Raw genomic sequence first — 14,586 nt, 5'->3', positions numbered from 1 at the left:
AATAGACCCAAGGCACGGTGCCCTGGGTCTGCTTACATATATTGAAAAGGGGTATAAGCCCATTATAAATAGACTTTCTTAAAAATAGATGAAGATAACCTTTGGCTAATATTAAATATGAAGCTTTCTCAATCTCAGCTACTCCAATGCCGAAGGATACGTTCAACTTCAGCTATTAAAATAGGCTTGCTGATAAAATCATCCATACCTGCTTCAAGGCACATTATTTTATCTTCTTTACCCGCATAAGCGGTCACGGCAATAATTATGGGTGCCTTATGATGCTGTCTAATCAATGCCGTCGCATCAAGTCCGCTGAAATTAGGCATCTGGACATCCATGAATATGAAGTCATAGACATGCTCAGCAGCAGCCCGCACGGCCTCAGCACCATCCTCAGCGATATCAGCGCTATAACCTATTTTCTGCAGAATCGTCTGAAGTAGCATTCGATTCACGGCGTGATCATCTGCTATCAATATACGCAAAGGTCCAAATGGCTGAAAAGTATTCCCATCTTCTTTAGATTCATGAGGAATCGTATCACATATGCTTTCTTTCCCCGCTGCCAATTCATTTACAACATCCACATCATTCCAAATTGTGGTTTGAATCGTGAAATAGAATGTCGTGCCCTCATCATGATCACTCACAACACCGATTGCACCACCCATAAGCTCAACAAGTTTTTTACAAATAGACAATCCGAGTCCCGTCCCGCCATATTTACGGTTAATAGCTGGATGCAACTGAGAGAATGATTGGAAGAGCAAACTTTGCTTATCAAATGGGATTCCAATTCCCGTATCTTGGATTTCAAATTCAAGTGTCAACTGGTTGTGGTCTCGATGTGACTTAGCCGGACGTACGGATACCGAGATACTTCCCTCTTCCGTAAACTTGATTGCATTTCCAACCAAATTAATCAGTACCTGACGAAGTTTCCCTTCATCTCCGCGTATAATCTCTGGAATGTCAGGCGAGATATGACAAGTAAGTTCGATCCCTTTCTCTGCAGCCTTTACAGCAAACAACTCTATGACACCGTCTAGCGTTGACTCGAGGAAGATCGGTTCATCATTCAGCACCATTTTTCCCGCTTCAATCTTACTGAAATCTAGTATTTCATTCAGAATATGCAGCAGCGCATCACTGCTCTGCCGAATAATATCTGTGTAGCTGCGTTGTTCTTCATTTAGTGGTGTATCCGCAAGAATCTCCATCATACCGATGATTCCATTCATTGGTGTTCGAAGCTCATGACTCATGATCGCTAAGAATTCAGATTTCGCCCGGTCTGCCTGCTCAGCTGATTCTTTGGCACGAATAATTTCCTTTTCATTCGTTTTATCCAGAAATACGATGACAGCTCCAATTCGCTCCTCTTTCTCATATAAAGGCGTTACCTGATAGGAAGCGAGGAAGCTAGAACCATCTTTACGCCAAAATACAGACTCCTCTTTTCTAAGTTTATGCCCTTCCTTAATTGCCTTCGCAATAGGAGTCACTTCGGGGAAATACGAGCTACCATCAGATCTCGTCTGTTGAATAATGCTCAGGAAGGACTGACCAGTCCATTCCTTTGGCCCAAATCCAAGCATAGCTGCAGCTGCTGGATTCATAAAAGTTGCTTTACCATCTATATCCACGCCAAAAATACCCTCAGAAACGGAGTTTAATATAAGTGCATGTTCATAACTAAGTTTTTCAATTTGTTCAACATATCTTTTGCCTTCTGTAATATCACTCGTAATTCCATACACGCCAACAACACTGTCGTTCATAACAATAGGTACATTAATTACACTAACTTCGATTCGGTGCCCATCCTTATGTCGAAGACCAATTTCGTATGTCTGTGGCTCTCCTTTAGTCGCAAGTTCAAAATGGTAAGCCGTTTTTTCTATATCCACCGGATCTACTAATGGACCGAAGTAATTCTCAACCATTTCCTGCTCTGTAAAACCACCCAGTAGTTCCTGACTTCGATTAGCTGTCAAAATGTTACCTTTTAAATCCAGAGACGCTACTCCTGCAGGGTTATAATCAAAAAGGGACTTAAACTCTTCTAGCTTTAGATCCATCTGTTTGCGTTCAGTGATATCTCGGGAGATCGCAATAATTTCTTGTACTTCACCAAGTTCATCGTACGCAAAACGGCTATTGGTTTCAAACCATACGTAAGTCCCATCCTTACGTCTAAACCTGAACATAAGGGATTCCGTAATCTCCGCTTGTTGAATCGAACTTAATTTCTGTTGAACATTCCTCTGATCATCCGGATGAATGTAAAGAAGACCGGCAGTGCCGACCAATTCCTCCTGCTCGTATCCAAGCATCGTAATGCACACGGGTGAAGCATATATAAATGTAAAAAGTTCATCTGCTTTATGTCTTGAAATAAAGTCCATCGAATTATCAGAAATAATTCGATAATCTCGTTCACTCTTCTGAAGCTTGTGCCCCATTTCAATCCGCTCCGTTACATCTCTACCAATGGTAACGACTCGCTTTACACTTCCATCTGTGTTGTATATTAGCTGAAAGGAGGTTTCAATCCAAAGAAAATGCCCATCTTTGTGTCGTACTCGACGAGTAAATATGCGATTATCACTGGCATAAAGCTGCTCAGGACGAAGCATATCCGCTGCATCCGCCGAATGGTAAAACTCCGTCCGGTGATAACCTATCATCTCAGATGGCTCATAACCCAAAATATTCTTAATAGAAGGAGAGACATCTACAATGATTCCATCAGGTGTACTTGAGGAAAACAAATCCTGAGCATTCACAGAGAATAGGGTTCTAAGATCCCCATTTCGGATCCATTCCTGATCAGCAGAAGCAGAAGACTTAGGTATGACGGAAGCTTCTTGTAACAAGTAACTCGGAGTATTTGTATTCGGATCAGAAATAAGTGAAATCGTAAGATACACCGATATTTCACAGCCCAATTTATGTATATAACGTTTCTCTATTGTACAAGTACCCTGCGATGATGCATGCAATTGTTTCTGTATGCTGTTAGGATCACAAACTTCTTGGTCTTCGGGTAACGTAATTTCCTTTTCGCTGAGTGCTCTTAATTCATCTTCTGTATAGCCTAACATTGTACAATAAGCATCGTTTACGGCAAGCCATGTCCCATCGTCAACGGATATGGCTGCCAAGGCCACAGAAGCATGATTAATAAGCTGTTTAAACAGTTCAAATGAATCCGGTTTTTTCACAGGAACCTCCTTAATTACAAAAAACAATATGTCCATTTCGGAAATGAATACGAATCTTTTGTTCTATTATATCAATAACCATAACACAGTAGTCTATACCTCTATCAAGCTATAAAAATAGACTTATTAGAAAAGTACGAAAAAGGCCTAAAGCTGGTATAGCTTCAGACCTTTATTGTACTCTATAATATAGCTTCTACCGCAGGTTCAAGATCCAATGTTCCGACTGGAGATTCAAATCGCTCAACGACTTCACCCTCACGGTTGATTAGAAATTTAGTGAAATTCCATTTAATTTCGTCACCTGGCAGCAGATCTGGTTGTTCCTTTTCAATGAACATATTTAGCATTTTTGCTTCCGAGTTGTTTAAATCTAAACCTTTATAAGGAGCTTGCTGTGTTAGATAGGCGAATAAGGGATGCTTGCTTTCACCGCGAACATCAACTTTTTCAAATAAGGGGAAGCTCACTCCATAATTTAATTGGCAAAAGGTATCGACATCCTCATTACTTCCTGGTTCTTGGCCACCAAATTGATTGCATGGAAATCCAAGTACCATAAAACCTTGATCCTTATATTTCTCATACAGCTTCTGGAGGTCTGAATATTGGGGAGTAAATCCGCATTTGCTAGCTGTGTTCACAATTAAAAGCACCTTGCCTTTGTATTGCTCCAGACTCTTTTCTATACCACGGATATTGATTGCTTGAAATGAATATACACTCATCGCCCTAACCTCCATTTTGTTTGCCAGAACCACCAAATACCTTTTACTTCATCAATTAAGAATTAAGTTGTGCAAAATATAATTGTATACAATAGCTAGAATCTACCATATCTAATCATAGAAAGTCAAAGAGAGTACGATATTAATAAATACAAAACCGTCCCCCTCCGCAGCTGCTGGAGAAGGACGGTTCTTTGCGATTTATATTTACAAAAGCATCAGGTCTCATGAACAACCATTAACCTAATCCCTTCGCGGATCTCATTCGCTTTCTTCCCTGGAATAAACCATAAATCTGGTGTGTCCTTGACACCACTTACTTCTACAGCAAATGGAACTTTAGGGGGATTAGACAGTCGTAACACGATACGGTTGCCATCGACCAAACGTTCTTCGATCTGAATCTCATGGATGATTTCTCCTCGAACCTCGGAAGTATAGAACAATAAGGAACCTATATATTCTGGATCGATTCGTTTATTAAACGAAATAACTAACTGGGTTTCGCCTTGCAAGACAGCCCTTAGCGGCTCAGGGGATTCTTCATACATATAACTACCCAAATGATATTCATACGCTGTCCATGAATCATATCCTAGTTCATACACTGTATTCTGAAATTCATTCAACCAACTACGGTTTTTCACCATGCTTGCCTTAGATCCAATGTCTGCTTGTATAGCTAGCGGCAATCCGGGAAAGGCGGACCGAATAGGCGCTGCAAATCCTTCATAAGCTCTCACGTAATTGGATTGAAGGTTTCGACGCATCCAATCGGGCCAATGAGTCTGAAGGACATGCATATCCGGCTTGACCCGCTCAATCATGGAGATTGCGTCGAGTCCCTGCCACTCTTTTAACCGTAATGTAGAAACAGCCCCGCCATCAACAGCCAGCGACCAAGTAGCAACCATAATATCGGGTCGAACCGAACGGGCACCATTTACACCATTGATAATTTCATCAATAAGTCCATTCACTGCATCCACGCGAAAGGAAATCCATTTCGTATACGTTTCCGGAACTTTTTTATAATAATTTGATGATCTTTTATTATGAAAGTCTGGTATCTCAAGATCATATTGTTCGCGAAAGGCCTGCTGTGCATGGATTCCTATATCACCATATACCCCTCTACGTATTCCATCCCACTCTGGAAAATAAGGCTCAGCAATTTCGATACCATCGAATGGATGATCCTGAAGCAATTTCGCAACAGCCTGCTTCTTCCAAGCCACATAATCTTTAGACAATGGGGAAAACCGTACGAAACCATCGTTCAGCTCTTTGACGAGTCCCATACGCCATGTTTGCCATTCCGGAGGCAAATGAGAAGTGCTAAATGTTCCATTACCGATCACAAGCGCCCATACCGCGATGCCGCGCGCATGCAACGCTTCAAGTAGTTCAGCATTCACTCCATTTTCATTCACTACAAAATAGTGAACCGTCTGATAACCAGCTAGCTCAATCTCTTCGGCTATACTATCAGCTGTGCGGCCCAGATAATAAGGAAACAATGGGTCGATCTGTATACTAGGTCCCCCTAGCGCCCATGTTCGTGGCTGATTGTCTAATTTACTTCTCATCTTGTCACCTCTCCGGTATAGCAACTTCTAGCTATTCATACCTTAATCTATTTTTCCAAATACACCTTGCCAACAGAACGCTCAGAAGCTTCTCTACCTTCCAGCTAGGCTCAGATCAAAGCAATCCAGCATACCACCTGAAAGACACAGAACATTCTAAACGGTTTATTTATAAAAGATCATCCGCATCCGTACATCTTGCTCTAGCTAGCGCCAAATTCATCACCTGCCTAATGTTCGTCTCATATAATACATTAATTCATAAACGGAGGGATGTCTGGTGTCCATACTATGGTTAAAAAGAAAACAAACATTACAGCAGCGATTATTCCAACTAAGAGGTCATCTAGTTGAAGTTAACGGAGAGAACCTCGGGCTTGAACCCGGCCAGTTGCAACAAGTTTTTAAGCACAACTTTATAAAGGTCCAAGGAGAATTATTTGTTCCTCTTAGCCTTCAGTCAATCCGGGTGTTTGACATCAAGCCTCCACGAAGAACCGTTCGTGTAGGAGTTCGTACAACGTTTCGCACAGGCAGTGCCTTCTCAAATATCAGACTGGTACAGATCGGCACCGATTTTATCGAGCTACAGGCTAAAGGAAGTCGGTTTCCTTCCCGCATCTTGTTTCCTCTAAACAAGGTGGAAGGGATTTTCCCTGTAAATACCGAGCAGAAAACCTTACGTAAAAGAATCGTTAGACGTACATGATAAACGCTCTAAGAACATGAAAATGGAAAAAAACTTATAGAATGAACCGGTAATGCCGCAGTACACTGCTGGAGCTACGCTCGGGAGGCAAATGTGCTAACATGTTGCATATATCCTCCTAGGTCAGCTTTGCTGCGGCAAGCTGCTATCCCTATTATAACCATTTATGATTCAGGAAAATAGATGGTAAACCTTGCTTGATCCACTATGTTAATGAGCTTCGATATTCATTATACAATCCTGTAATCGACTGAGTTATAATTGAAATAACACTTATCATTCAGTCCCGCAAGGAGGAAGCTACTTATGAATCTTAACAAACATGATTTTAATGAAGTCGTAAACCGAAAAATGACCGCTGCTGAGAAATGGGATGGCATGGAGCGTGTCTTCGGCGTAACCGATGTCCTTCCCCTATGGGTTGCAGATATGGATTTCAAAGCACCTGCTTCCGTCATAGAGGCAATAGAGAAGCGCGTAGAGCATGGAGTGTTTGGTTATACATTACAGACACATGATTATAAGCTTTCAGTAGCCCAGTGGATGCAGAAGCGCCATCAATGGACTATAGATATGGATTGGATTGTATTCAGTCCAGGAGTAGTTCCGGCATTAAGCTTTGCCGTACAAGCCTTCACAGAGCCTGGGGACAAAGTACTTATTCAGACGCCTGTTTATCCACCCTTTTATCAGGTTGTTACAAATCATGGTCGCGAACTCGTCATGAATCCACTGCAGCTTCAGCAGGACGGAACGTATGTAATGGATTTGGAAGCTTTAGAACGCAGTTTGGACGATGGCGTTAAGCTCCTTATTCTTTGCAGCCCTCATAATCCAGTGGGTCGCGTATGGTCCGTTGAAGAACTCGAAGCAATCTCACGCCTTTGTGCTGAGCGAGGAGTGCTAATCGTATCCGATGAAATTCATGCTGATCTCGTATTTGAAGGTAAACATACACCCCTGGCTATGATTTCCGAGCAAATCAAGAATCAGTGTATCATCTGTACATCACCAAGTAAGACCTTTAATATCGCCGGCCTCAATACTTCGAATATTATTATTCCAAATGATGAAATTCGTAAGAAATTCCAGCAAACTGTTCAGCTTTATGCCGTCGGTTCAATCAGTGCCCTAGGAAGCGTCGCAACGGAGGCTGCGTACAATGGTGGCGAGGTATGGCTGGACGAGGCTCTGGAATATATAAGAGACAATATGCATTACATTCAGCAGTTTATCGCTGAGCATATTCCAGAAATTCATGTCACATTGCCAGAAGCCACGTATCTGCTGTGGCTGGATTTCAGAAGTGTTAACATGTCTTCTGACGAACTTGCAGCATTCCTTCTAACACAGGCCAAGCTTGCTTTGAATCAAGGAGCCAGCTTCGGCACTGAGGGTGAAGGATTTATGCGCATGAATGTTGCCTGTCCTCGTTCCATCATTGAAGAAGCGATGCATAGACTTCACTCTGCTATGCAGAATCTGCGTGCACAGCGCTAATGAAATACCTAACATCATGAGCTCATTCACACATAAGAATAGAAATTGAAAAGGATAACTCTAGTGCATATTGATGTACAGGGTTATCCTTTTTTGATTTTTTTTTAGCCTTAATATTAACAATAACTCATTGATACCGTCCAAATAACATGCTAACCACATATTTATTCTCCATTGCTATGAACTAATTGGAGATATTAGTCGAAATATAATAGAGGACTGTTTTAAACTGTCCCTTTTGTTGTGTTCTAAACACGAACTCGGAACTCAAGTCCTAATATACTATCAGGAGGAATCAGATTGAAATCGTTTATGCAAAAAATCCCCAAATATTTTACCCTTAAGAAATTGCGGAATAAGCTCATGCTGTTCATATGCATTATTCTTATCGTTCCTAACTTGGTTGTAGCTTTCTTCTCTGTGTCGAGTGCCAAAACCCAATTGCAGACGAAAATGGAGGATGCAACTAAATCAAGCGTAAAGCTACTCGATGAGCTTCTAAATACGATGATTCAAATGGAAACTTCAAATGTGAATCAGCTAGCCACTCTCATATCTTCAAATGATATTGAACAGGGTGCCATTCAAACGCAAATTCTTCTCGACGACTTTAAAACAAAGCATAAGGAATTAGATGTGATCTCCATAGGGACAGATACAGGAAAGTCCATGAGATCGCCAGATCCAGGTAACAGTAGTTCCTACGATCCACGTACTCAAGAATGGTACAAATCCGCGAAAAAATTTCCTGGACAAGTGATTATTGTTGATCCTTATCTTTCCGAGACAACGGGTACATATACATTGAATATTACAAAAATACTTCCTGACGGCAATGGTGTCATTAGTCTAGGTTTAAGTATAGATAGCTTTAGCGCGATTGCTCAAAAAATCCATCTCGGTTCACAAGGTTATGTTTTCATAATGGACCGTAAGAAACGTATCATGTCGCATCCTACTGTGAAAGCCGGAGTTCCTGTTGAGGGCGATATCCTTAGCATATATGACCAAAACCCCGATGGTTCGATTGATACTACGGATCCAAATACAAAAACACATCAAAGAGGATATTATGTAACGAATGGATATTCAGCCTTCAAGCTGGTCGGCGTACTTCCTCTCGATGAGTACACGCAGGCTACCAATCCGATCTGGTGGACCAGCATCGGCGTCATCATCATTTCTTGTATAGTTGCTGGAATCCTCATGTTCTTTATTATTCGGAATATAACACGTCCCATTGAACAACTGAATCGTTCAGCTAAACGAGTGAGTGAAGGCCATCTGAATGAACAAGTTATTACCAGAAGAAATGATGAAATTGGTCATTTAGCTGAAAATTACAATGTAATGGTTCGCTCATTACGTGACATTGTCCTCGATATGTCAGATACATCCGGCCAGCTGGCAGCGGCCAGTGAGGAACTTACAGCAAATACAGAGATGAACTCACAGGCTGTAGAATACGTCGCCAGCCTTGTACAAAGTTCTTCTGCCGGAGCTCATAACCAGGCAGTCGCAGCAGAAGAGAGTGCCAAAACAATGGATGAAATGGCAAGCGGTATTCAGAGAATCGCCGAGTCCGCTGGTGGCATCGTGGATTCTTCTACTCGCACCGAAGAAGATGTATACCGGGGTAGTGAGAAAGTACAGCAAGTAAGTGTACAAATGGAGACTATACGCGTATCAACTCATGAATCCGCAACATTAATTGAAAGACTACATGATTTGAGCACGAATGTAGCCTCTATGAGCAAGGCGATTACTGAAGTAGCCAAACAAACCAATCTATTGTCTCTGAATGCCGCTATAGAAGCAGCTCGGGCAGGAGAACATGGACGCGGCTTCGCTGTTGTTGCTAATGAAGTTCGTAAACTAGCTGACCAGTCTAGGAAAACATCTGATCAGATCCAGCAGACCTCACAGCAGATGACTGTCTTAATTACTAGCGCATACGACGTAATGAAAAACAAAGTCCAGTCAGATGTCGATAAGGGAATCCTTGTTACAGGAGAAGCACTTGAGGCCTTTGCTAATATAGAGCAGTCTGCTAAACAAATAACGGATCAAATTCAGGATATCTCAGCGGTTACGCAGCAAATGTCCGCAAGTAGTGAGGAAGTCTCCGCATCTGTACAAGAAGTTGCGGGTATATCTCGCAAAACGGTAAGTTCGTTTGAAGGCGTGAGCGCTGCAAGCCAAGAACAGCTCGCTTCCATGGAGGAAATTACTGCATCTGCAGCTAGTTTATCGCAGATGGCTAACGATATGCAGTCCAAAATTGAGAGGTTTACATTCGATAAATAGTAATAAAAGAAGGATGCTGAACTCAGCATCCTTCTTTTATTAGAACATTTCAAATCTTGGTGTAATCATAGCAAAACTACATATATTTGATGTTTGCTATCTTTTTGCATGCATAAATGATCTATCGTTAGTTCTGCATATGCTCATGTAAAAAGTCCACGATATGAACGGCTTTCATTTTATCACCAAGACCTTGCTGCTCAATACCTAACTTCATTTGCAGCAGACAGCCCGGATTACTTGTCAGAAGATAAGAAGCATCTGCCGCTTTGACGTGTTCCATTTTCTCATCCAAAATCTGACCTGCCATCTCGGGTTGTGTGATATTATAAATTCCTGCTGATCCACAGCAGCGGTCTGCATCCTTCATTTCAACAAATGTAACTCCATCAACCTGACGCATCAGCTTTCGCGGTGCTCCCGACGAACGCATCACGTTACGAAGATGACAAGAATCCTGATAGGTAATGCGAATAGAGCCACTCGCCTCTTCCTGCATAGCGCCTTCCTGCTTATTCACGTTCTTACTAAAGCAAATCTCTCTGCCATGACGAACTAGCAGATCACTGACATCTAGAACGCGTTCAGCGAACCATTTAGCATCGGCTGTCCATTCTGGTTCACCCTGCAAGAGGTGGTCATATTCCGTTAGTATCGCACCGCAACCACCCGCATTAGATACGATATAGTCAATACCTGCTTGCTTGAAGGCTTCAATATTTCGACGTGCAAGCGATCTTGCACCTTCACCCTCTCCACTATGTGCATGCAGAGCTCCGCAACAATTCTGTTTCTCTGGAATCACAACATCAAAACCTGCTGCTGTGAGCAAATCAACCGTATGGATATTGGTATCCGTGAACATAACATCCATAATGCAGCCTTTGAACAAGGCAACCGTGGCGATTCGCTCGCCCTTAGCAGGGTGGCGGGTTCCGATTTGTTCTGCAACCCCTTTAGCCGCCGCATCCGGAAGTATTTGCTCCATTTCACGCATATGTTTGGGAAATAGCTTCATTAAACCTGAGCCGCGTGCCACCGTACGTAGACCTGCACGTTGATACAATCTCAAACCCTGACCCATTAACTTCATCCGTTTAGGGTTTGTAAATACCGAATGAAAGGCGGTATGGCGAATCAATCGAACCATTGGCTTGTGCTGCTTATGATCTTCAATCGCATCACGAGCCTGTTCGATCAACTGCCCATATTTCACATCCGCTGGGCACGCAGGCTCACATGCGCGGCAACCGAGACAATGATTCATCTGTTCTTCAAATGCTGCATCGGGGAGCATAATCCCGTCATTTACGGCCTTCATTAGTGCAATCCGTCCTCTTGGGGATTCAGCTTCAATACCTGTCTCAGCATAGGTAGGACAGGCAGGTAGGCAGAATCCGCAGCGCATACAGTTCGTCAGTTGATCCTCGTCTAGCAACATACGGAGTTTGTTAGTCAAGGGCTTAAGCTTAGCTTCATCCTTAAGTTTAGCCACGCTGAATCACCACCCGTTTGCGAGATTCCTTGGCGAAGATTTTGCCTGGGTTCAGTATGTTATTCGGATCGAAGGCATGCTTAATGCCCTTCATAATCTCTATACCTGCAGGGCCGACCTTCCATTCTAAAAATGGAGCCTTAACCACACCTACTCCGTGCTCTCCCGTAATCGTACCGCCTAGACGAATGGTCGCCTCAAAGATTTCCGCGAAAGCAGCTTCAACACGATGAATCTCGTCCGTATCACGAACATCCGTCGTGGCAGTAGGATGTAGATTGCCATCACCTGCATGACCAAACGTACAAATTTGAACATTATATTTCTTAGCAATACGATTTATTTCCAGCACCATATCGGCAATTTTGGACCGAGGAACCGTAGCATCTTCTAGGATTGTCGTCGGTTTGAGCCTTGCTAATGCTGTAAAAGCACTACGGCGCGCCGTCAGAAGCTTTTCAGCCTCCTCTAAACTTCCCGCTACACTCACTTGCTTCGCTTGCTCGCTATGGCAGATTTCTGTAATCCGTGCAATATCACGTTCAACGGACCCCTTATCTCCATCTTGTTCAATAATGAGGATCGCCTCCATTTCACGTGGAAGTCCAAGCTGGGCATAATCGTCCACAACCTGAAGTGTGGCATTATCTAGAAACTCTAACGTTGCTGGAATCATACGACTTTCGATGATTTTAGATACTGTTCGAGCTGCATCATATAAGTCGCTATACATCGCAAGCATGGTCTTCTTATATTGAGGTGGCGGTATAAGCTTCAACGTAGCTTCTGTGATAATCGCAAGTGTGCCTTCTGAGCCTACAAGCAGTTTCGTTACATCGTAACCTGCCACATCCTTCATCAGCTTCCCGCCTGTACGAATCACTTCCCCATTCGCCAATACTGCTTCAAGCCCGATCACATAATCTTTGGTCGTACCATATTTAAGTCCACGTAAACCACCCGAGCACTCTGCAATATTTCCTCCAAGGGTCGAAATGGACATGCTGCTTGGATCTGGTGGATAAAAAAGGCCCAATGCCTCCACGTGTTGACTAAATTTCTTCGTGTTGAGTCCAGGCTGAACTGTTGCCGTCAGGTTCTCTATATCCACTTCGAGGATCTGGTTCATACGATGCATCACCATGACGACCCCACCCTCCACTGGCACCGTTCCTCCACATAAATTCGTGCCTGAACCACGCCCGATTAGCGGGATTTTATAATGGTTAAGCACTTTCATAACCTGGGACACCTGCTTCGTATTCTCAGGATAAATAACCAGCTCAGGCAAAGATTGCAGCATTGGCGTGCCATCATAAGAGTGAGTTACAAGCGACTGGGGATCATCTTTGCAATATGAGCTGCCCAGGATTTCCGTTAGTTCGCGTTTTACTTCTGCATTCAGCACAAGGAAACACTCCTTTATATGTTAATGATTGATCTCATCCTTAATTGATCAGGTCATCTGATGACTTTTCATAAAAAAAAGTATACACTAAAATAAAACAGCCGAATATAGATTTTGAAATTTTATTTTAAAATAATTAATTGTTCATGAAAGGATTTGAACCAAAGTGTCTGAAACGCCACGACCCTTAAAACAGCATGAGTGGGTTATGCAGGATTTGAAGAAGCAAATAGAAGAGGGAAGCCTTTCCTCAGGGGATCGGCTATCTTCGGTCGTTGATCTGGCAAGTACATACGGAGTTGGCAGATCAACAATACGTGAGGCGCTAAGCGCATTAAAGGCTATGGGGATGTTAGATATACGGCAAGGCGGAGGGACATTTGTTCGAACACCAAATGCTCAGCAACGCCTTCACCCAAGTCAAATGTATCCTGAACTATGGGAGCATCGAGCCGCTTCACTTCGCCATATTCTTGAGGTTCGTCGAGTGCTTGAGACCGGTTGTGCTGCTCTGGCCGCACAAAACCGAACCGAAGAAGATTTAGAAGCTTTTCGGCAAATTTTGCATGAGATGGAACATACTCAGGATGAAACAAAGAATGAACAAGCCGATGTAAGGTTTCATCAGCAAATCGCTATCGCAACACACAATCCGTTGTTAGAAGATTTAATGCAGTCTTTATCGTTCAAACTTCATGAAAGTATGCGGGATATGCGTGCGCTCTGGTTCTATGCCGAGCGGTCATCTGCTATTCGTCTATTACAAGAACATAATCATATTTATGAGGCTATTCATGCTAAGGATGCGAAAGAATCCTCTACTCGCATGGACATTCACATTTCTAAAGTTGAACAAGTTCTATGCGAAAAAGGTGCGGTCGACCACTCACATCATGAATCTTAAAAGCTACATATGTAACTGAACCTTAACTTTCATATCCATCACTTGATTGTTCATTGAAGCTAGTATTTCCTCCAGCCGTTGCAGCATGGTAACCACATGATTCTGGCTCATACCATCTAAGAATGACAAATGATCCTCTTCCGAAATAAAACATAACGTATTCAGAAACAATTCGGTTTCCATATTAATCTTAGTTACTTCTCTCGTGTGACTGACTAGATCATCAAAAAGCCATTGCTCAGGCGGTATCATCCCTGCCACTTGCAGGTAAATTTGCTTGAGCTTCGCCTTCACGGCCATGTGCGCTACAATTAGACTAGGCTTACACAGCCCTTCTTCTAATAATAGATGTGCCAAATTAAGATGACTCTGTGCCAATTCACTCCAGCTTAGAGCCTTGGCGCATAAGTCATGGTCACCCTCATAATGCTCTAGCTGCTCTCTCATTTGGTATTTGTCAAAAGATTCTAGATACATTCCTCAAACATCCTTCCTAAGCTTATACCCTCTCAATTGTTTTTAATATGTCTTTCGGTAATATTACTGGAAAAATAAAACCAAACCCACTAAAAAAATGCGGATTACACAAAAAATATATAATTGAATTTATATTCCCAACTCTAACTTATTATACAGATTTCTGTCTATTCTGAAAGCTAGATCTGCTTTGATTTGCTTTTCCTCTCCAAAATATCCGCTAACTCGGCAATCATAAC

The 14,586-nt window shown here is 42.5% G+C and carries 10 protein-coding genes; 4 read left to right on the top strand and 6 right to left on the bottom strand.

The annotated features are described in order from the left end of the window. Positions 1-134: 134 nt before the first annotated feature. The 3 genes from JCM16418_RS11990 to JCM16418_RS11980 form a co-directional block, all read right to left on the bottom strand. Positions 135-3,230 carry a PAS domain S-box protein gene (locus JCM16418_RS11990; protein ID WP_052020234.1) on the bottom strand — a complete coding sequence of 1,032 codons (3,096 nt, stop codon included), beginning with the start codon at positions 3,228-3,230 and terminating at the stop codon, positions 135-137. A gap of 182 nt (positions 3,231-3,412) precedes the next feature. Next, the gene (locus tag JCM16418_RS11985; RefSeq protein WP_036649093.1) at positions 3,413-3,958 is read right to left on the bottom strand and encodes a glutathione peroxidase; all 546 of its coding nucleotides are present in this window, start codon (positions 3,956-3,958) and stop codon (positions 3,413-3,415) included. Positions 3,959-4,176: 218 nt separating this feature from the next. After that, the gene (locus JCM16418_RS11980; protein ID WP_052020233.1) at positions 4,177-5,547 is read right to left on the bottom strand and encodes a hypothetical protein; all 1,371 of its coding nucleotides are present in this window, start codon (positions 5,545-5,547) and stop codon (positions 4,177-4,179) included. A 280-nt stretch (positions 5,548-5,827) separates the two neighbouring features. Here JCM16418_RS11980 and JCM16418_RS11975 point away from each other — a divergent pair, with 280 nt between their 5' ends. The 3 genes from JCM16418_RS11975 (at position 5,828) to JCM16418_RS11965 (ending at position 10,063) form a co-directional block, all read left to right on the top strand. After that, complete coding sequence (locus tag JCM16418_RS11975) at positions 5,828-6,256, top strand: hypothetical protein (RefSeq protein ID WP_242403810.1); 429 nt, start codon at positions 5,828-5,830, stop codon at positions 6,254-6,256. A gap of 306 nt (positions 6,257-6,562) precedes the next feature. Next, positions 6,563-7,756 (top strand): MalY/PatB family protein, encoded by a 1,194-nt coding sequence (locus JCM16418_RS11970; RefSeq protein ID WP_036649089.1) that lies wholly within the window; start codon positions 6,563-6,565, stop codon positions 7,754-7,756. 300 nt (positions 7,757-8,056) lie between these two features. Continuing rightward, on the top strand, positions 8,057-10,063 hold the full coding sequence (locus JCM16418_RS11965; protein ID WP_242403809.1) for a methyl-accepting chemotaxis protein: 2,007 nt from the start codon (positions 8,057-8,059) through the stop codon (positions 10,061-10,063). A 127-nt stretch (positions 10,064-10,190) separates the two neighbouring features. On the opposite strand, the gene JCM16418_RS11960 is transcribed toward JCM16418_RS11965, so the two are convergent. After that, positions 10,191-11,504 carry a (Fe-S)-binding protein gene (locus tag JCM16418_RS11960; RefSeq protein WP_081765424.1) on the bottom strand — a complete coding sequence of 438 codons (1,314 nt, stop codon included), beginning with the start codon at positions 11,502-11,504 and terminating at the stop codon, positions 10,191-10,193. A 46-nt stretch (positions 11,505-11,550) separates the two neighbouring features. After that, positions 11,551-12,966: an FAD-binding oxidoreductase gene (locus tag JCM16418_RS11955; protein WP_036649085.1), complete on the bottom strand. Its 1,416-nt coding sequence runs from the start codon at positions 12,964-12,966 to the stop codon at positions 11,551-11,553. Between the two features lie 166 nt (positions 12,967-13,132). On the opposite strand from JCM16418_RS11955, the gene JCM16418_RS11950 reads away from it, so the two are divergent. After that, positions 13,133-13,870, top strand: coding sequence for a FadR/GntR family transcriptional regulator (locus JCM16418_RS11950; protein ID WP_036649083.1), 738 nt, complete (start codon positions 13,133-13,135; stop codon positions 13,868-13,870). Positions 13,871-13,873: 3 nt separating this feature from the next. Here the strand turns inward: JCM16418_RS11950 and JCM16418_RS11945 are convergent, their stop codons facing one another. Then, positions 13,874-14,347 carry a hypothetical protein gene (locus JCM16418_RS11945; protein ID WP_036649081.1) on the bottom strand — a complete coding sequence of 158 codons (474 nt, stop codon included), beginning with the start codon at positions 14,345-14,347 and terminating at the stop codon, positions 13,874-13,876. Between the last annotated feature and the right edge of the window lie 239 nt (positions 14,348-14,586).

Source organism: Paenibacillus pini JCM 16418 (assembly GCF_000576305.1).
GTDB classification, from domain to species: Bacteria; Bacillota; Bacilli; order Paenibacillales; family Paenibacillaceae; genus Paenibacillus_AQ; species Paenibacillus_AQ pini.
This window is presented reverse-complemented; position numbering and strand designations above follow the sequence as displayed.

Coding starts and splice junctions, on each gene's coding strand:
- JCM16418_RS11985 (WP_036649093.1), bottom strand. CDS start 3,958: ATGAGTGTATATTCATTTCAAGCAATCAATATCCGTGGTATAGAAAAG.
- JCM16418_RS11980 (WP_052020233.1), bottom strand. CDS start 5,547: ATGAGAAGTAAATTAGACAATCAGCCACGAACATGGGCGCTAGGGGGA.
- JCM16418_RS11970 (WP_036649089.1), top strand. CDS start 6,563: ATGAATCTTAACAAACATGATTTTAATGAAGTCGTAAACCGAAAAATG.
- JCM16418_RS11960 (WP_081765424.1), bottom strand. CDS start 11,504: ATGTTGCTAGACGAGGATCAACTGACGAACTGTATGCGCTGCGGATTC.
- JCM16418_RS11945 (WP_036649081.1), bottom strand. CDS start 14,347: ATGTATCTAGAATCTTTTGACAAATACCAAATGAGAGAGCAGCTAGAG.